Genomic DNA, 20017 nt, shown 5'->3' on the forward strand with positions numbered 1-20017 from the left:
CTTCTCCTCCTTTCCATTAAACTCTGGCTACAAAGGAACTGCCGAAATTCTCATCGCGGGCTCTTACTTCAGAAATCCATTCATTCCATTCGTCGTTCAAGTCGCCCAAAGTCAGCAGGTCTTCTTCGCGGACTTCGCGCCGCTTATTGCTTTGCTGCTGATTCGTGCCGCCATTCTGCTGGCGCCCGTCTTGATACATATGGGAAGAAAGCGAAGAGTTTTGCGTCACTTCCAGCTTGCTTACTTGCAGCCCCTGTGCCTGCAGCGCCGATCTCAGCTGGGCCATTTGGCTCTCTAAGGATTCCCTTGCAAATGCATGCTCCGTCATGAACTGAGCGACTAATTGCCCGTTTTGCATCGTGATTTTGACGTCAACCTGGCCAAGATGCTCCGGATATAACGAAATTCTAGCTTGGGACATTCCTTGAAGCTTGACGATTTCTAGCTTGCTAACTAAAAAGCCGCCCATTTCCTTACCGAACTGCTCCACAGGAACCGCAGGCGCTGCTGGCTTAGCCGGAGCAGTCAGGGCATCGCGCATCGCCAGTTGTCCTGCTGTCACAACGTTACCCGCATGCATTCCATGACTGACGTCATCTGCAGCCTCTGCTGCCGGCGCACTCTCCGCTGATAATGCCGCGTTCATCAAGGATGCATTCTGTGCATTATTCTTACCAGCAACATTAGCTGTTGCGACGTGAGATGCCGGTAGTTGAAAATTTTGAGAAACACCATTCCTTGCCGTTTGATTAGAAGTAACGTTCATGATCGCAAGAATATTTTTTTCCAAGGCAGAAATCCAATTATTCGCGGTATGTCCTTCAGTTCCCTGAGCAACGGCTGGATTGCTGGTTTGAGAAGAACCGAGCATCTGCTGCAAAACTTCTATCAACTGCCGGGATTGAATCACCGTGGGAAAAGCTGCATTTTGTTGTTCAGACACTGCTTTAAGTTGTACAAGCGCGTCTTGAACCGCAAAGCGTACCGTCTCTGGGTGCTGGGCAAGAACCGGAATAGGAGCAGCTTCTGGATCCGGCTCAATAACGGATCCGCCATCAACAGGCTGTGTCACCATTTGAGCTCCCTGCAGCCAAGCTTGAAGAACAAGCAATAGAGATGGATTCTCCGCTAGCGCCTGATCAAGCTCATTCAATTGCTCAAGCAAATTGTCAACCATCGCTTGCAAAGCTTGAAGCTCTTCATCGGCCGTTCCCTGTTCATCAGAGTTCGTAAGCCCCAGCAGCCCCAGCGATTGCAGACGGGCTCCTCCTTCAGCAGATGAGACATTCCCGAACAGCATCGCAATGAGAGTTTGATCGAAAGTTGTGCCGCCGCCCTGAGCAGCGTCGCCCTTTCCGTTTGCAGGGATCGCAATACCGCTTGCAGTATTAGCCCCAGAAAGATTAGTAATCAGTTGGCTCATAATCATTCACCTCCTTTCTCTATAAAAATGAGGGATGTAAGCCTCTTCCTGTTATTTGCTTACCAGCTTGTTCAATATTTTAGCAGTAAGCTCCTCATCTTCTTTGGTCATCGCCGCCAAAATTTTGGAGCGAGTTCCGTCGTCTACGGAATTGAGAATTTTCAAAGCCTTATCCGGACTAATTTTATGTGTTTGGATAATCAGTTTGGAAGCTGCGTCAGCAGACATCCCCGCGAACGTCTGGCCTAGCTGCTTCTCGTCGAGGCCGGTCGTAGATGCCGCAGTCTGGGAAGGCGATTCCGCATCCTTCTTCAGCCTGGACTGCAGAGCGGCAATCGCCATGTCCTCAGCCGGCTTCGCATCTTTAAGCAGAATAGAAATGTCAGCCGCCTTTTGCGGATCCATTTTCTCGAGAATCGCGACCTTGCTCTCATTATTCATTAGGCTTAGCATTTGCAGCGTTTCTTCCACCGTTAATTTGTCCAGGATAGCCGCAGCTTTGCTTGGGCTCATTTGCGCATACAGCTGGGACAGCTTCTTGACCTCCTTCTGGTAGGCCTCGTCCTTAGCGGCTTCTTCCTTCTCGATCGTTTCCGTTAGTGCGGCATCCAGCTGAGCTTGAAGCTGCTTTACTTTATCCTCCTGCTCTGTAGCTTGACGATAAGCGGCTTCTAATTCAGCATCCTTCTGAGCCACCTGTTCCTTCAATTCCTTCACGGCAGCCTCAGTGTTTTCTGACTGCTGCTTCGTATTTTCTTCCTCGGCGTTACCTGCGATAGCCCCCCCTTCCGGGTCAGGCACAAAATTTCTGACGATCGGTATTTTGCTGCCAATTTCAATCATCGTTGCCCGAAAGTTCATGTTGAACAGCGTCAACAAAACCGACAGCAGGACCACCGTAAACAAAATCGGCGTAACAAAAAACATAAACCTGGCAAACCCGCCGCCTGATTCCAAATCTTCTTCTAAATCAGCCTGTGCCATTTCATTCCCTCCTTCGCAAACCCATCGCTGATGCCCGTGTTACTCCTTACCGGGCTTTCATGGCAAACCGGACCGTTGCCATTTCGTCCAGTTCGTTTTGTTCCCGAAGAAGCATTTCGTGCTGATATTTGTGTCTGGCTTTATCCCTGGCTTTAAGCCATACTTTCTCGTCAAGCATTTTACCGTTCAAAACGGCTTTCTTCTTCTCCACATTGACTTCAGCTTGCCGGATATCCCCCAGCTTGATTGCAATGCAATTTTCCAAATAATCCATATAGCGCTGTAATTCCTGAAGCTTGACCATCGACGACTTATTTTCCATTTCGAACTGGATTGCCGCGAGGGTTCTAGCTTTATCCTCCTCCAGCAGCTCCAAGGAGAGCTGCTCCGCCTGCAATTGGCCAACGGCAGCGGATAACATCCATTCTGCCTGCGTCTTCTGATTGGACTTTAAATCGACAACCTTCTGATAGACGTAACGGAACTTCATCCTCTACTCGTCATCTCCTCGAAAATTCAGCAATTAAACGTTCCTGTACTTCAGACAATGTCGCTTTTTCATTAACCTTCTGTCTAGTAAAGCTCCAGATGCTTTCGATATAATCCAAAGCCTCATCAATCTCGCTGTTCGATCCCTTTTGATAGGCTCCAATGTTAATCAAGTCCTCGGAATCTCTATATACTGCCAGCAGCCTCTTTAAATTCTCGGCCGCTTCGGATTGCTCCTCCGGGACGATATCCTTCATCACCCGGCTGATGCTTGCCAGAATGTCGATAGCCGGAAAATGGCCTTTATTCGCGATATTCCGGTTCAGCACGATATGTCCGTCCAGAATCCCCCTAACCGCATCGGCGATCGGTTCATTCATGTCATCTCCATCGACGAGTACGGTATAGAACGCCGTGATCGATCCCGCAGGCCCTGTTCCCGCACGCTCCATCAGCTTCGGCAGCGCGGCAAATACTGAAGGCGTATATCCTCTCATTGCTGGCGGTTCCCCGACGGCCAGTCCGACCTCCCGGAGCGCCATCGCATAACGCGTTACAGAGTCCATCATCAGCATGACATTAAGGCCGCGGTCACGAAAATATTCCGCAATCGTCGTCGCAATCAAAGCACCCTTCATCCGGATCAATGCCGGCTGGTCTGAGGTAGCGACGATAACGACGGAACGTTCCAGTCCTTCGGGACCAAGATCGCGTTCAATGAAATCCAGCACTTCGCGGCCGCGTTCACCGATTAGTGCGATAACGTTAACGTCCGCTGACGTGTTCCGGGCGATCATGCCCATAAGCGTACTCTTACCGACACCGGAGCCCGCAAAAATACCTACACGCTGCCCTTTACCGATGGTCAGAAGTCCATCGATCGCTCTGACTCCGATACTGATCGGCTGGGCGACGCGCGGCCGTTCCAGCGGATTCATCGGTTTGCTATACGTGGAATAATGCCCCATTCGGGCAGGAATGACCGATCCGTCCAGCGGTTCTCCAAGTCCATCCAGCACCTTGCCCAGAAGCTCTGATCCAACCTGAACAGTTAAAGGCTTGCCGGTTCCAACCACGTCGCAGCCCGGACCAATGGACTGCAGATCCCCTAAGGGCATAAGCAATACCTTATTATCCCGGAATCCTACGACCTCAGCTCTCAGAGGCTCGGAAGATTTACTCGGATAGATGTAGCAAAGATCACCAATGCTCGCATCCGGCCCCTCTGATTCAATCATAAGTCCGATAACCTGGGTCACCTTCCCGTTAATTCGAACCGGATCCATCTGCCTTAAATGATCTATATATTTCGCTGTATCAAGTTTCGTCATGGGCTTGTCACCGGATAGTCTTCATGATCGAGCGAGATCCGAAGAAGTTCCTTCTTAATCTCGGTAAGCTGCGTATCAATTCTTGCATCGATGCTTCCGAAGGCGGAGCGGATTACGCAGCCGCGGTCTTGCACTGTCGCATCCGGCAGAATTTGCAAATCGGCCTGTGAATCGATAACTAGGCTGAGTTCTTCTCTTGCAGCCTGAACAAACGCAAACTGCGACGGAGATACACAAAGCGTGATGACGCCCTGCTCTCTTTTTCTGGACAGGCTTCGCTTTACGAGCTCCAGCACATAATCCTGTTCTAGCTCCAACTGCCTATCAATCACTTTCTCAGCAATCGAGCAGCTGAGTTCAACCAGAAACGGCTCAGCCTCCTGAATAATGCGCTCCTTCTCCAGGTAGGCCTGCTGAAGAACAGCGCTTGCCTCGCTCATCATTTCCTCAATCTTCGCTTGCAGCGATTGCTCAGCCTGGAGCTTGCCCTCCTCATACCCCTGGTTAAAGCCCTCCGATTTGAGGGCCTCGATCAAATGCTCATCCTGCTCTCTTTGCTCCTGCCACCATGTCTCGATTTGGAGCTTGGCTTCCGCCAGCATGCTCTCCGCCTGCTCGGAAGCCTCCCTGATCTGCCGCTCGGCAAATTCTTTAGCATCGTTTAACATTTGCCGCCTTGCCTCTTCGGCAGCCAAATCCTCAGCGGATACGGTCTCGACCGGAGCTTGTAGAGCTTCATCATCTAATTGTTGATCCAGGGGAGGCTCATAGGTCTTCCCCAGATTCAACTGCTTGAGAATGTCGACCGGTACATATTGGGACACCTTAATCAAATTAGACAATGATGTCATCTCCTCCGCCGCGGGCTATGATAATCTCGCCGGCTTCTTCCAATCTGCGGATCGTGGCTACAATGCGAGTTTGCGCCTCCTCCACGTCACGAAGCCGCACAGGCCCCATAAATTCCATTTCTTCCTTGAAGGTGTCCGACATGCGCTTGGACATGTTGCGGAACACCGCCTCCCGAACTTCCTCGCTGGCGACTTTAAGCGCAAGCTGCAAATCCGCGTTCTCAATGTCGCGAATAATCCGCTGAATCGAACGATTGTCGATATTGACGATGTCTTCAAATACGAACATCCGCTTCTTGATTTCTTCCGCCAGCTCGGGGTCTTGGATTTCGAGCGAATCCAAAATGGTTCGTTCTGTACCGCGGTCGACCCCATTCAATATTTGGACGATCGACTCGATGCCTCCAGCGCTAGTATAATCCTGCGTCACGGTCGCGGACAGCTTCTGTTCGAGCACTCGCTCCACCTGGGAAATAACCTCCGGCGAGGTGCTGTCCATCATAGCGATTCTACGGGCCACTTCCGCCTGCTTATCCTGCGGAAGAGAAGAGAGAATCGCAGCCGCTTGCTCAAATTGAAGGTAAGACAGGACAAGCGCAATCGTCTGAGCGTTCTCGTTCTGGATAAAGTTCAAAATTTGGTTCGGATCCGCCTTCCGGGCAAAATCGAACGGTCTGACTTGAAGCGTTGCGGTCAGCCGATTAATGATCTCGTAGGCTTTACTGGAACCGAGAGCTTTCTCCAGAATCTCTTTAGCGTAATTAATGCCCCCTTGCGTAATATATTCTTGTGCAAGGCAAATCTGGTGAAATTCCGCCATAATCATATCTTTCTCGCTGCTATCTACCTTGCGGACATTAGCGATTTCGAGTGTCAGCTGTTCAATTTCATCATCACGCAAATGCTTGAATATTTGTGCCGATACCTCGGGTCCGAGCGTTATCAGCAAAATTGCCGCCTTTTGTTTTCCGGTTAGACCAGAAGCCATCGTTTTTGACAATACGTTCACCTCTACTCGTCTGCCAGCCAGGTGCGCAGCAAGTTGACAAATTCATCCGGCTTCTTCTTCGCCAGCGTCTCGAGCTGTTTACGCACTTGACTTTCGTTTGTAATAGTATCCAGGTTGATTGACGGGAATTCCGGAGGTAAAGGCAGCGGCAGCTCTTCTTCCTCTTCTTCCACTTTTTTGCGGCGACGGAACAGAAGCGCCCCGATCCCTGCACCGACTAGCAGAACAGCGATTGCTCCTCCCCAAATCCATGGGTTAGATAGTGTCAAGCTAGAAGCTTTTTCTTCAGAACCATGAAAAGTTTGTGAGAAAACAGAAACTTTTCTCTGCAGATCAGCGTCTGTATAAGTAGTACCTGAATCGGCCAGATAAGACCCGACGATATTCGTCAGAATATTCTCAATCGCATCCCGTGTAGTTTCATCTAAAGTATCCTGTCCGGCAGGTGGTTCAACAGCCACATTAATGGTTAAATCTTTAATAACATATGGACTGGCCACGATGTCTTTGGTAATTCGGTTAACCTCGTAGTTAATCGTAGAAGAGGATTCCTCCGAACTTGCCCCGGTGCTGCTGCCAGCAGCAGGATAGCCCGGAACGTCTTCCGTTCCTGTTCCTGGAATTCCACTGTCCGGATTTCCTTCACCGGTGTAGCTTTTCTGGATTCTCTGGGCGCTGATCTCAATGCCCCTCATATTCTCGGTATCAACGGGAGTCACGAGGTTGTTTTTCTCGATAACCTGATCAAAATTAAGGGTTGACGCTACAAGCACCTCAACTTTGTCGGGCCCCGTCAATTTAGAGAGAAATTGCTTTACGCTGCGGCTTACATCGCTTTCGAATTTTTTCTGTAAAGCCATATTTTCCTGGACGGCCGTCGTAAGGGAACCGATATTCCCTCCCTGCCCGGTTGGCAGAAGCACGGTATCGTCGCTGGAAGAAATCGAAATATTCTCGATCGGCAGGTTCGGTATGGAGGTCTTGACGAGATTGAAATAACCATCCACCGCTTCCTGATTCGGACGATATCCCGGCGCAAAGCCGATGACGATGGAAGCGGATGCCTTCTGCTGCTCCTCTGGACTTGCAAATACATTCTCCTCCGGCAGGTTGATCAGCACCTTGGCATCTTGTACACCCTTCATGCGCTTGAGCAATTGTTCAACTTCACCATTGAGTGCGCTCCTATATTTCACGCTGAACTCATTATCCGTCATGCCGATCAGGGAAGAGCTTTCGTTAAAGGATTCCCAGCCGATGGACCCATTCTTGATAATCCCCTGTGAACCGACATCCACCTTCACGCGCGCTGCATCCTTGCTCGGTACAGATATGCTCGTTCCATCCGGACTTAGCTTGTAAGGTATTCCGCTGGAATCAAGATGACTCATGATGCCTGCGGCATCCGTGGAATCCAAATTCTTGAAAGCTACTTCATACTCTGTCTTGGAAAATTGAATCGTCAGTAAAATAACCGCTAGTAGCACAATCGCTATCGTTGATATTAAAAGCGTTCTTTGTTTGCTGCTGAAATTATGCCAATATCCGGTCAATCGATCCCGGTACTGGGCGATTCTCTCATTCACAATGTCACCTCATCCACAGCTTGCTAGTTTCATTAAATTTGCGTACGCATAATCTCTTGATAAGCCTCTATCACTTTATTCCGAACTTGCGTAGTGAGCTGCAAACTTAACAGCGCCTGTTCTGAGGCGATCATCACTTGATCGACATTAGCTTGTCCTAAGAGGAACTGCTCATTGAGCCGTTGCACGTTGTTCTCCTGCTCGGCTACTCCGTTCAGCGCGTCAGTCAAATATGAACTGAAGCTTTGAATGGCTTCTGAAGGAGAGGCCGCCGTAGGTTTAACGGGCTCAGCAACTGCTTCTAATCTTTGAATCATGTCCAGACTAATATTATTTTGGATCAAATCTTCCCAACTCCTGACTGCTTCAATTTGACTGATTATTTACCGATTTGCAATGCTTTGGAGATCATGGCTTTGCTAGCGTTCAATGCAGTGATATTCGCTTCGTAGGAACGCGTTGCCGAAATCATGTCCACCATTTCCTTCATCAAATCCACGTTAGGCATGTAGACATATCCTTCGCCGTCAGCATCAGGATGCGTCGGATCGTATACCGGCTTGAAAGGCGTCGGATCCTCCGTAATTTGCGTAATCTTCACTCCCTGGCTAGCAGGCTTTCGTCCCATTACCGAATCCAGCATATTGCTAAAATCGGCTTTATTCGGGGACATGACAACCGTCTTCCGGCGATATGGCACAGCTTGGCCATTCTCTATACTGGCCCGAGTTGTTCTCGCATTGGCAATGTTGGAGGAGATCACGTCCATCCGAAGACGCTGCGCCGTTAGTGCTGAAGAACTAATATTGAAACTATTGCTAATTTTCAACGCTTATTATCTCCCTTCTGTAGCCACACGCTTCATCTTGATTTGATAATTCAACTGCTCTATGTACGCATCGTACCGGAGTTTATTTTCCGCGAGCAAACTCATCTCGCTATCGATATCCACATTGTTCGAGTTGTTGTTCATCGCTGTTCGGCCATCGACCGTGATCCGCGGCTCTGGTACATTTCCGGAAGAACCTATGACAAAATGCCTAAAATCGGTCCGATAACCCCGAAGAGTAGGCATTTCGCCGTTCATCTCCCGCTGCAATAAGGTTTCAAAAGATACGTTAGAACGCTTAAAATAAGGGGTGTCCACATTCGCAATGTTGTCTGCTATCACCTGCTGCCTAGTGCTGGCAGCCTGAATCGCGTTCTCGAGTCTACTAAATCCCACGCCATTAAGAAGCTGCATCTTCCTATCCCCCTTAATTCATTAAATTTTCTAATTCTCGACTCAGAACTAATTCAACATTCACTCGCAAATTCCTCTTTTTTTCGACAATAAACCATTTTGATAGTCTTTCTATCGTCCTATTTAGTTAAAATATAGCTTAATGTCATATATCCTAAGTTTCAAGCAGATTCGACATTATTACAATAAGAAAAAAGCCCTATCTTTACAGAAATTAACGATTAATTATACACAAATTGTTAATTTTTCTATAATTCAATGAAAAATCATCATATTTAGTCGTGACTATATGCCGATTAAACTTGTCGGAAAAAGAAGAAAAGCCGCCGCCCCATTTTCATGGGACTAACGGCCTTAAATCACTTTTAAATTCACAAAATTTTCGGAGATTAAAGAATAAACTGGCTAAGGTCACGATCTTGGGCAATATCGCCTAATTTTTCACGGACATATTCCGGAGTGATCGTCATTCGGTCAAGGGTTAGCTCTGGAGCCTCGAACGATAAATCCTCCAGCAGCTTCTCAAGAATGGTATGAAGCCGTCTTGCTCCGATGTTCTCCGTATTGGCGTTCACGGATGCAGCTATTTTTGCGATCTCGGCAATCGCTTCGGCCGAGAACTCGATTTCGATGTCCTCCGTGCGCAGGAGCTCCGTGTACTGCTTCGTCAGGGCATTTTTAGGCTCCGTCAGAATCGACACGAAATCCTCCTGGGACAAGCTATTCAGCTCTACGCGAATCGGAAAGCGGCCCTGGAGCTCAGGGATAAGATCTGAAGGCTTGGCAACATGGAAGGCCCCTGCGGCAATGAACAAAATATAGTCGGTTTTTACCGGACCATATTTGGTCATTACCGTCGAGCCTTCAACGATCGGCAGAATATCCCGCTGCACTCCTTCACGGGACACATCCGGCCCCGAGCCTCCGCCGCCCCGGCTGGCCACCTTGTCAATTTCATCGATGAAAATAATCCCCGACTGCTCGGCACGGGTAATCGCTTCCTGCACGAGATCATCATGGTCAATCAGCTTGCCCGCCTCTTCCTGGGTAAGCACCTTTCGCGCTTCCTTCACCGTCAGCTTCCGCTTTTTCGTGCGCTTCGGCAGCAAATTACCGAACATTTCCTGCATATTCATTCCCATTTGATCGTTGCCCTGCCCCGCAAACATATCCAGCATCGTTGGAGCGGTATCTTCAACTTCGATTTCCACCGTATCCTCTTCCATTTGGCCTGCAGCCAATTTGGCTCTGACTTGACGCCTCCGTTCGGCAACGGAGCTGTCCTCCTGAGCCTCGTCTGCTGAAGGTGTCTCGCTTGCATTCTGGTTTCCGAACAGCATTTCGAACGGATTGCGGGCGTTTTTCGATTTATGGCTAGATGGTACAAGAATTTGCACAAGCCGCTCATTCGCTAGTTCTTCAGCCCTATCTTTGACCTTCTCCGTGCGTTCCAGCTTGACGGTCCGAATTGCCGTCTCGATCAAGTCGCGCACCATGGATTCAACGTCACGGCCAACATAACCGACCTCGGTGAACTTCGTAGCCTCTACCTTGATAAAAGGGGCCCCTACAAGCTTAGCCAGCCGCCGGGCAATTTCTGTCTTCCCGACACCCGTCGGTCCGATCATCAATATGTTCTTCGGCACGATTTCATCCTGCACTTCCTCGCTGAGCAGGCTTCGGCGGTAGCGGTTGCGCAAAGCGACTGCAACGGATTTCTTTGCCTGCTTTTGCCCAACGATGTACTTATCCAGTTCAGCTACAATTTGTCTTGGTGTAAATTGACGATTCGTCATGGATGATCCTCCTTTTGAAGATTATATTTAAGACTCTGCCACGAAAAAAAGTCCGGTTCGCCGGACAATTCATCCGATGGACAGCCCATCCCGGCAAAAAACACACGGAATATAGCGTCGCATCAAAGTTCTTCGACAATAATGTTATTGTTCGTGTAGACGCAAATCTCAGAAGCGACCAGCAGCGATTCGCGCGCAATGTCCTTCGCCTCTAATTGAGCGGCATGACGCTTCAAGGCCCGGGCTGCAGACAAGGCAAAATTGCCCCCTGAGCCAATTGCCAGCACATCGTCATCCGGCTCAATGATCTCTCCTCCACCGGAAATTAGAAGCATGCCGGTATTGTCCATGACGATCATGAGAGCCTCCAATTTGCGCAGCACGCGATCCTGGCGCCAATCCTTGGCAAGCTCGACAGCGGCGCGCTGGAGATTGCCGTGATGCTCCTCAAGCTTCGCCTCGAACTTCTCAAACAGAGTGATCGCATCGGCTACGGAACCGGCAAAGCCAGCCAGCACCTGTCCTCGATATAAGCGGCGGACCTTCTTGGCCGTCTGCTTCATTACGACGCTTTCGCCGAAAGTGACCTGGCCGTCTCCGGCAATGGCTCCCTTGCCGTTGTGGCGGACAGCGCAAATGGTTGTAGCATGAAAAGTAGGAATCATTACAATCCATCTCCTCTATTTACGGGGTACCCGTATATCATTGTATGATGAGCCTTAAGGGACGATGCTTCAGAAATTCAATCTACAGACGGGTATCCTGAATAAACGCCTTTAAGCTGTCCAAAGCACGCCGGGCAAGCGCCTCGTTCTTCTCCGCCTTTTTACGATAACGGGTATCCAGCTTAGGAAACAAGCCGAAATTGGCGTTCATCGGCTGGAAATGCTTGAAATCAGCCGTCGTAATGTACCTCGCCATGCTGCCGAGCGTCGTATCCTCAGGGAAAACGATGCCTTCTTGTTCGTTCGCCGCCAGGGCCGCATTAATTCCCGCAATCAGCCCTGAGGCTGCGGACTCGACATATCCCTCGACCCCAGTCATTTGGCCGGCAAAGAACAAACTCCGCCGCTGCTTCAGCTGATAGGTCGACTCAAGCAGTTTGGGCGAATTGATGAATGTATTGCGGTGCATAACGCCATAGCGCACAAATTCAGCATTCTCCAAGCCAGGAATCATCGAGAACACCCGTTTTTGCTCCCCCCATTTCAGATGGGTCTGAAAACCTACAAGATTATACAGCGTCCCCGCTGCATTGTCCTGACGCAGCTGAACGACCGCATAAGGAAGCTTGCCGTCATGAGGGTTCACTAGCCCTACCGGCTTCATTGGACCGAATAAAGCCGTTTGCTTGCCCCGTCGCATCATGATTTCGATCGGCATGCAGCCGTCGAAATAAATTTCCTTCTCGAACTCTTTCAATTCGGCGACTTCCGCGTGAATAAGAGCTTCGTAGAACGCATCGAACTCCGCTTCAGTCATCGGGCAATTTAAATAGGCCGCTTCCCCTTTATCATACCTGGAAGCGAGGTAGACCTTGCTCATGTCAATGGAGTCCTTCTCCACGATTGGAGCGGCTGCATCGTAGAAGTAGAAATAATCCTCGCCAGTCAGACGCTTGATCTGCTCCGATAAAGCCGGAGAAGTCAGCGGCCCCGTGGCGATGATTACGATTCCGTCCTCCGGGATTTCCTGTATTTCTTCATTAATAACCTCGACCAGCGGATGTTCGCGCAGCGTCCGGGTAATCTCGCCCGAGAAGCCGTCTCTGTCAACCGCCAAGGCCCCTCCCGCGGGAACGGCATTGCGGTCTGCCGCTCCAATGACCAGCGAATCGAGCATGCGCATCTCTTCCTTGAGGACGCCTACGGCATTGGTCAGGCTGTTGGCCCGCAAAGAATTGCTGCATACCAGCTCAGCGAATTTGTCGGTATGGTGTGCCGGCGTTTTCTGAACGGGGCGCATTTCATATAGTCTCACAGGGATGCCGCGCTTAGCGAGCTGCCAAGCAGCCTCGCTTCCGGCAAGCCCTGCTCCAACAACGGTTACTCTCTTTGATTGCTCCACTCTCATTACCCCCTAATGTGTTTCAGTAAGCTCGTTCTAGTTGTCGTCTATTCATCGGAGGTATCTTCATTCTCCTCGATCGGCTCCACGTGATCGCAGGCCGTGCACTGCAGCTTGCCTCCCTGCTTGTTGCGCTTCTCGACGAGCAGCCCTCCGCATTTCGGGCAAGGCTTCGGAGAAGGTCGATCCCATGACACGAAGTCGCATTCCGGATATCGGTCACATCCGAAGAATATCCTTCCTTTCTTGCTGCGCCGTTCGACGACATGGCCCTCTTTGCATTTCGGGCAGCTTACGCCGATATCCTTGACGATCGGCTTCGTATTGCGGCAGTCCGGAAACCCGGAGCAAGCAAGGAATTTGCCGAAACGACCCAATTTATATACAAGCGGCTTGCCGCATTTCTCACATATTTCATCGGAAACCTCATCTTCGATCTCGATTTCCTTCATCTCTTCTTCAGCGACTTCCAGACGCTTCTCAAACGATTCGTAGAAATCGCTCAGTACGCGTACCCAATCCTCCGAGCCTTCCTCCACATGGTCGAGATCCTCTTCCATATGGGCGGTAAATTCTACGTCTAGAATCTCTGGGAAAAACTGCTCCATTTGCTCGATCACAAGCTCTCCGAGCTCGGTAGGCATAAACTTCTTGTCCTCAATCGCTACATAGCCGCGTTTCTGAATCGTCTCGAGTGTAGGAGCATACGTACTAGGACGTCCGATACCCAGCTCCTCGAGCGTCTTGACTAGACGGGCTTCCGTATATCTTGGCGGCGGCTGGGTGAAATGCTGCTTCGGCTCAATGCCTTCCGTTTCCAGCTGATCGCCAACCTCCAGTGGAGGCAAATATTTATCGTCATCCGTCGTCCCATCGTCATTCCCCTCCACATACACCTTCATGAAGCCGTGAAAGCGGATTTTGGAGCCTACAGCGCGGAACGTAACATCTCCTGCCGCGATATCAACGGAAAGGGTGTCCAGCACGGCAGAAGACATCTGGCTGGCCATAAAGCGTTCCCAAATCAGTTTGTACAGGCGGTACTGGTCACGGCTCATAAAGGATTTCACCGATTCCGGATCGCGCATCGCGGAGGTAGGACGAATCGCCTCGTGAGCATCCTGGGAGCCTGCGGCTTTCTTCGAATACTGACGCGGCGAATCAGGCGCATATTTCTCGCCATATTTAGCCAATATATACTCCTTCGCCTCAGTCTGCGCAGACTCCGCTATTCGCGTAGAGTCCGTACGCATATAGGTAATCAGACCGACGGTTCCTTCTTTGCCCAAATCTACCCCTTCGTACAGCTGCTGAGCAACCGACATCGTCTTGGCCGCACGGAAGTTCAGCTTGCGGGCCGCTTCCTGCTGAAGGGAGCTCGTCGTAAACGGAGCTGCCGGATGGCGGAGCCGTTCTTTCTCCTTCACGTCAGACACCTTGAACGCGGCGCCCTCGATCGATTTTAAAATACCGTTAACCTGTTCCTCATTCTTCAGCTCCAGCTTCTCCCCGCGGAGCTGATGAAACTTCGCTTCGAATGAAGAAGCTCCCGTCTTCAGCTTGGCAGTAATGCTCCAATATTCTTCGGGAACAAATGCGGAAATTTCATTTTCCCGGTCCATGATGATTTTGACGGCAACCGATTGAACTCTTCCTGCCGACAAGCCTTTCTTAACCTTCTTCCATAGCAAGGGGCTAATCTTGTAACCAACGAGCCGGTCGAGAATCCGCCGGGCTTGCTGGGCATTGACCAGATCCATATTGATTTTGCGCGGTGTCTTGAACGCATCCTTCACCGCTTGCTTCGTAATCTCATTGAATACGACGCGGCAGGTCTCCGTCTCATCCATATCTAGCGCATGGGCCAAATGCCAGGCTATCGCTTCCCCCTCGCGATCGGGGTCAGCTGCGAGATAAATTTTCTTTACCTTTTTGCTGGCATCCTTCAATTCCTTCAATACAGAACCCTTACCACGGATTGTTATATACTTCGGACTGAAGTCATTCTCTACTTCAACCCCAATCTGGCTCTTGGGCAAATCGCGAACATGTCCCATTGAAGCTTTCACGATGTATTTGCTGCCTAAGTATTTGCCGATCGTTTTCGCCTTGGCAGGCGATTCCACGATGACGAGTGAATCCGCCACAGGGTCATCCTCCTCTCAAACGTCAGAAACTAATTAACCTTCTCACAAGTCATATAGTCATATTTTATGAACCACTCTCAGTCAGGAATGGACTATATTACCTTATACACAGAACCGGGCAGTTGAACTGCCGCTTTTTTCATGATTAAAGATAACAGAACTGAATGTAAATGTCCAAATTCCCATTCCGTCTTCATCAATAGTTCATCAAGCGTACAATTTTTCTGCTCCAACATATGGTATATGCGGCGCTCCTCATCTGTCAACTGATCTATGGATCCGTTTTCTTCCTCTTTTTCCTGCGAGACAGGCAGCAGCCTTATATATTCTTCTAAAATATCCTCTGCATTCGTAACCATTTTGGCCCCTTGCTTGATCAGGCTGAGCGTTCCCCGGCTTTTCGGAGAGGTGATGGGCCCCGGGACGGCAAAAACATCTCGCCCGGCCTCAAGCGCGGCGTCAGCCGTAATTAACGAGCCGCTGCGGGCATCCGCCTCTACAACGACCGTCCCATGCGTTATGCCGGCAATGATCCGATTTCGCATCGGAAATAATCCGGGATGTCCCGGAGTGCCGATCGGGTATTCCGACAAAATCAGCCCTTGCTCGGCGATCATCTGGTACAAGGAGGCATTTTCCGGTGGATAAGCGACATCAATTGCCGTTCCAAGAACAGCTACCGTCTTGCCCTCGCAACGAAGCGCAGCTTCGTGGCATTGGCCGTCAATCCCCTTAGCCAGCCCGCTAACTACAACCATGCCCCGGCGGCAAAGGGCGGTGGTCAGCTCCGTGCATACCTTGCGTCCATAAGCCGTAGGAACACGGGTACCCACCATGGCAACGGAAGGCTCCGACAGCAGTCCTGCCTCTCCTATGCCATACATTACCCAGGGCGGCCGAACGGTTTCCTTCATTAATAAAGGGTACTGGCGATCCAATATCGTTATCGCCTGTATCCTCCTGCATTCCAGCTGTTCAAGCCTATTCTCGATCCAGCTGCTCGTCAATGTCTCGGCCAGCCTGATTGCCAGCTCCGCATTCAGCCCCCGTTCTACCCAATCCCCGGGAGTATAATCCAAAGCATGCACCCAGTCTTCCCGGCGCAGCAGCTGCTCAATCCGTTTCCAGCCAAGTCCCTGACTTTCGTGCAATCCGATAAGTAACGACCGCTTGTCCAATCCCTGCCCCTCCCTCATATAATGGGTTTGTCCAAAAATAAACAAAAAAAGCAACCCTCCTGCCATTTGGCCAAGAAGGTTGCTTACCTTTGCTACTATTATAACAGAGACCTATTAATGTGTCGTGCAGAGATTGAGAATTCCGCGCTCTTCGAGCACACTCACCAGCGTAGAGCCCATTTCCGATGGAGTAGGCGCAACCTTGATGCCGCATTCCTCCAGCTTGGCGATCTTCTCCTTCGCCGTCCCCTTGCCGCCGGAAATGATGGCACCGGCATGGCCCATCCGCTTGCCTGGAGGAGCCGTAACGCCGCCGATGAAGCCAACGACCGGCTTCGTCATATGGTCACGGATCCATTCTGCCGCTTCTTCCTCAGCCGTTCCGCCGATTTCTCCGATCATGATGACAGCATGCGTGTTGTCATCCTCATTAAAGCGGCGGAGGATATCGATAAACTCCGAACCTTTGACAGGGTCGCCGCCGATGCCTACCGCGGAAGACTGGCCGATGCCACGGGTTGTCAACTGATGAACCGCTTCATAGGTGAGGGTTCCGCTCCGCGATACTACGCCGACATGGCCTGGCATATGGATGTAGCCCGGCATAATCCCGATTTTGCACTCTCCGGGCGTAATGACGCCAGGGCAGTTCGGCCCGATTAATACCGTCTTCTTCCCTTCCATATAACGGGATACCTTGACCATATCGAGCACGGGAATGCCTTCCGTAATACAAATAACAAGCTCCATTTCCGCTTCCACAGCTTCCAGGATCGAATCCGCGGCAAATGCCGGCGGCACATAAATGACGCTTGCTGTCGCCCCGGTCGCTTCTTTAGCTTCCTTTACGGTATTGAATACCGGCAGGCTTACCGTGCTGCCGTTCTCGAGCGTAATGTCCACCTTGGTTCCGCCCTTGCCCGGCGAAGTTCCGCCAACCATTTGTGTACCGTAATCCAGAGCGCCTTTGGCGTGGAAGAGGGCGGTTTTTCCGGTAATCCCCTGCGTAATGACTTTCGTATTTTTATCGACCAAAATACTCATCGTTCGAGCCTCCTCTAATATGGATTGGAAGATTAGATTATGATACTAGTTCGACGATCTTCTGAGCACCGTCAGCCATGGAATCCGCAGACACGATCGCAAGGCCCGAATTCGCCAAAATATCCTTCCCGAGCTCGACGTTCGTTCCTTCCAGCCGCACAACAAGCGGACGATCCAGCCCGACCTGCTTCGCAGCCTCGACGATCCCCGAAGCGATGACATCGCACTTCATGATGCCGCCAAAAATATTGACGAAAATACCTTTGACTTTAGAATCGGACAAAATGATCTTGAATGCTTCCGTTACCTTCTCCGCGGTTGCGCCGCCCCCTACGTCAAGGAAGTTGGCAGGATCTCCGCCGTAATATTTAATGATATCCATCGTCGCCATCGCCAGACCTGCGCCGTTGACCATACAGCCGATATTGCCGTCCAGGGCAATGTAGCTCAAATCGTATTTCGAGGCTTCGATTTCCTTCTCGTCTTCTTCTTCCAGATCGCGAAGGGCCAGAACATCCTTCTGGCGGAACAACGCATTGGAATCAAAGTTCAGTTTGGCGTCAAGCGCCATCACTTCGCCGTCGCCCGTCACAACCAGCGGGTTGATTTCGGCGATGGAGCAGTCCTTATCCACAAATGCTTCATATAAAGCCAGCATGAACTGAGCTGCTTTGTTCACCAGCTCATTCGGAATGTTGATGGCATACGCCAGTCTGCGGGCCTGGAACGGCTGCAAACCGATGGCCGGATCGACGATCTCCTTGAAAATCTTCTCCGGCGTAGCCGCAGCTACTTCCTCAATCTCCGTACCGCCTTCTTCCGAAGCCATCAGTACGACGCGTCCCGTTGCCCGGTCGACAACGACGCCGACATAATATTCCTTCTTAATGTCGCAGCCTTGCTCGATCAACAAGCGTTTGACTTCCTTGCCCTCAGGGCCCGTCTGATGAGTCACAAGCACCTTGCCTAAAATCTCCTCGGCATATGCCCGCACTTCGTCCAGATTTTTTGCAACCTTGACGCCGCCGGCTTTCCCCCGGCCTCCAGCGTGGATTTGAGCCTTAACGACGACAACCCCGCTGCCCAGCTCTTCCGCTGCTTTCACGGCTTCATCCACCGTAAAGGCAACTTGTCCCTTCGGCACGGCTACCCCGTATTGCTTCAGGACTTCTTTTCCTTGATATTCATGGATATTCATTCGTAGAATCCTCCTATCAACAGGCGGTTATTAAGGTGAACATATGAAACCCAAATCATTGTACCATGTTTTTAAAACGCTTTCCTTAAAAATTCATTCTTTATACACAACTTTTTTATATCGGTTCGATCTAATTTTGATATAGGTCATGATCTTCTCCTCTCCATTTTAAGGAATTATGCTAAAATCACTCCTCCTTTTCATTCCCGATAAATAACGAGCTTTCGGCAAAACACGCCATTTATTTCAGTTCGCTTTATTCGAGTAAAATATATCATATTGAGATGGATTGGCCTATAGTCCAATTGGTCGAAGCACATTTTTTAAATGTAATATTTTTAATAGCGGCACGAGATGAACCGAAATCAAAAAAAGCATTAAATAAGCCGCCCCCAGGCAGGAGCGGCTTCAAAGTATTTATGTAGAGTTGTAGAAAGGAGAATCGTGAGAACCTGCTCCCTGTCCGATCGCCGTATTGAACGAAAGCTCCATAGGCATGTTATTATCCAATCTGATTTTTCCTAATGTATCGGCATTTAGGAAAGCCGCTGCACCCATAAAAGCTGCCCTTTGCACTTGTCCGGAGTATCATTTTATTGCCGCACCTCGGGCAAGTCATATCATCTTTTGGAGTTGCAGCGATGACCGCTTTAGGTTCCGGTACGGCCCCTGGATTCATGGCGAGAACCATTTCGATTAATGCTTCCCTGTTGGTTAAGCGAACCCTATTGGACTTGGCCAACTCATAAGCTGCATCGGTGTAATCCCTGTTTGTCACAACCCAGGCCTCCGAAGCTCCATAATGAGCAATAGATGCCTGTGCCTCCTGTATTGCCTTGATACCAACATTTTTACTGTAGCGTTTTGCCTGAACAACGATCTTTTTTCCGTCCTTATGAAGGAGGAGATCGGCACCGTAGTCCCCCGAAGCTTTTGTCACTTGGGTTTTATAGCCTTCGGCTTGAAACAGGTATGCTAGATACTTTTCAAACTGTAAGCCGTCCATCCTGTCGATGTCAGCAATTCCTGATTTCTTTAACCGCTCAGCCTTAGCTTTATTCACGAAAATCATAATTACTAAAACCAAGGCCAAACCTATGACGGCTGCCACGGCTCCCAGTTCAATGGATTTCGTTATATTCAGCACTAGCAGGCCCGGACCAACCATTGAAAATCCGACAACACCTTTCAGGAAATCCTCTCGCTGCTTCGCCTTACTCCTTCTCCGCCATATCGACCACCCCAAATTATTTCATCTTGCTTAATAGCTTTCGACAATTATGAGTATATTCCTTCAAAGAATGTAGAATATTAACAGACGAGATCTCCGCCGCGTTGTAGTATGTTCAATCCCATTACAATTCTCTAAAATCCAGACCACGCGCCGGACTTTGTGGCCTTCTCTTTTCCCGCCGAAAACAGTAAGCCAAGGGGCTTTTTGGCCTCCTAAAAGTATTCAAGGGTGCGAGAATCCTCCTTGATCCCACTCCCTATTCTGGAAGGATCGCCTTCTCCAGAACTTCTAGCAAACAACGAGAGCGCAGCGTTGCAGCAGCACCGGCCAGAACCTCTCCGTTTTCCCAGCCTGTTTCTTGACTTATTATAGTTCTTCTTCTAAAATACGGTTAAAGATGAATGGAGAATGAGGAAGCACCCTTTTCCTGAACCGCT

General features: G+C 50.0%; 18 protein-coding genes. All 18 read right to left on the minus strand.

Translation table 11 applies throughout. The features are described from left to right. Positions 1-16: 16 nt before the first annotated feature. Positions 17-1423 (minus strand): flagellar hook-length control protein FliK, encoded by a 1407-nt coding sequence (locus BN2762_RS19015; protein ID WP_055108461.1) that lies wholly within the window; start codon positions 1421-1423, stop codon positions 17-19. A 51-nt stretch (positions 1424-1474) separates the two neighbouring features. After that, positions 1475-2407 (minus strand): MotE family protein, encoded by a 933-nt coding sequence (locus tag BN2762_RS19020; protein WP_055108462.1) that lies wholly within the window; start codon positions 2405-2407, stop codon positions 1475-1477. 46 nt (positions 2408-2453) lie between these two features. After that, the gene (gene fliJ / locus BN2762_RS19025) at positions 2454-2897 is read right to left on the minus strand and encodes a flagellar export protein FliJ (RefSeq protein ID WP_055108463.1); all 444 of its coding nucleotides are present in this window, start codon (positions 2895-2897) and stop codon (positions 2454-2456) included. A 10-nt stretch (positions 2898-2907) separates the two neighbouring features. Further along, on the minus strand, positions 2908-4227 hold the full coding sequence (gene fliI / locus BN2762_RS19030) for a flagellar protein export ATPase FliI (protein ID WP_055108464.1): 1320 nt from the start codon (positions 4225-4227) through the stop codon (positions 2908-2910). Then, on the minus strand, positions 4224-5069 hold the full coding sequence (locus tag BN2762_RS19035) for a FliH/SctL family protein (RefSeq protein ID WP_055108465.1): 846 nt from the start codon (positions 5067-5069) through the stop codon (positions 4224-4226). Before BN2762_RS19035 ends, fliI begins: the two co-directional genes overlap by 4 nt. After that, positions 5062-6066 (minus strand): flagellar motor switch protein FliG, encoded by a 1005-nt coding sequence (gene fliG / locus BN2762_RS19040; protein ID WP_055110217.1) that lies wholly within the window; start codon positions 6064-6066, stop codon positions 5062-5064. The genes BN2762_RS19035 and fliG overlap by 8 nt, the downstream gene beginning before the upstream one ends. Before the next feature lie 23 nt (positions 6067-6089). Further along, entirely contained in the window at positions 6090-7673 is a 1584-nt protein-coding gene (fliF, locus tag BN2762_RS19045; RefSeq protein ID WP_055108466.1) for a flagellar basal-body MS-ring/collar protein FliF, read from the minus strand. Positions 7674-7705: 32 nt separating this feature from the next. Beyond that, on the minus strand, positions 7706-8017 hold the full coding sequence (fliE, locus tag BN2762_RS19050; RefSeq protein ID WP_055108467.1) for a flagellar hook-basal body complex protein FliE: 312 nt from the start codon (positions 8015-8017) through the stop codon (positions 7706-7708). 35 nt (positions 8018-8052) lie between these two features. Then, positions 8053-8502 carry a flagellar basal body rod protein FlgC gene (flgC, locus tag BN2762_RS19055; protein ID WP_055108468.1) on the minus strand — a complete coding sequence of 150 codons (450 nt, stop codon included), beginning with the start codon at positions 8500-8502 and terminating at the stop codon, positions 8053-8055. 6 nt (positions 8503-8508) lie between these two features. Continuing rightward, positions 8509-8916: a flagellar basal body rod protein FlgB gene (flgB, locus tag BN2762_RS19060; RefSeq protein WP_055108469.1), complete on the minus strand. Its 408-nt coding sequence runs from the start codon at positions 8914-8916 to the stop codon at positions 8509-8511. Between the two features lie 389 nt (positions 8917-9305). Then, positions 9306-10712, minus strand: coding sequence for an ATP-dependent protease ATPase subunit HslU (gene hslU, locus BN2762_RS19065; protein ID WP_055108470.1), 1407 nt, complete (start codon positions 10710-10712; stop codon positions 9306-9308). Positions 10713-10834: 122 nt separating this feature from the next. Next, a complete protein-coding gene (gene hslV / locus BN2762_RS19070; protein ID WP_055108471.1) occupies positions 10835-11377 on the minus strand; it encodes an ATP-dependent protease subunit HslV in 543 nt (180 codons plus the stop codon). 82 nt (positions 11378-11459) lie between these two features. After that, positions 11460-12785 carry a methylenetetrahydrofolate--tRNA-(uracil(54)-C(5))-methyltransferase (FADH(2)-oxidizing) TrmFO gene (trmFO, locus tag BN2762_RS19075; protein ID WP_392391582.1) on the minus strand — a complete coding sequence of 442 codons (1326 nt, stop codon included), beginning with the start codon at positions 12783-12785 and terminating at the stop codon, positions 11460-11462. A 41-nt stretch (positions 12786-12826) separates the two neighbouring features. Continuing rightward, a complete protein-coding gene (topA, locus tag BN2762_RS19080) occupies positions 12827-14926 on the minus strand; it encodes a type I DNA topoisomerase (protein WP_055108473.1) in 2100 nt (699 codons plus the stop codon). Positions 14927-15018: 92 nt separating this feature from the next. Continuing rightward, entirely contained in the window at positions 15019-16104 is a 1086-nt protein-coding gene (gene dprA / locus BN2762_RS19085; protein WP_187386611.1) for a DNA-processing protein DprA, read from the minus strand. A 114-nt stretch (positions 16105-16218) separates the two neighbouring features. After that, positions 16219-17148, minus strand: coding sequence for a succinate--CoA ligase subunit alpha (gene sucD, locus BN2762_RS19090; RefSeq protein WP_055108474.1), 930 nt, complete (start codon positions 17146-17148; stop codon positions 16219-16221). Positions 17149-17185: 37 nt separating this feature from the next. Next, positions 17186-18346 (minus strand): ADP-forming succinate--CoA ligase subunit beta, encoded by a 1161-nt coding sequence (sucC, locus tag BN2762_RS19095; RefSeq protein WP_055108475.1) that lies wholly within the window; start codon positions 18344-18346, stop codon positions 17186-17188. A 502-nt stretch (positions 18347-18848) separates the two neighbouring features. Next, complete coding sequence (locus tag BN2762_RS19100; protein WP_230202544.1) at positions 18849-19592, minus strand: restriction endonuclease; 744 nt, start codon at positions 19590-19592, stop codon at positions 18849-18851. Between the last annotated feature and the right edge of the window lie 425 nt (positions 19593-20017).

Source organism: Paenibacillus ihumii, from assembly GCF_001403875.1.
GTDB classification, from domain to species: Bacteria; Bacillota; Bacilli; order Paenibacillales; family Paenibacillaceae; genus Fontibacillus; species Fontibacillus ihumii.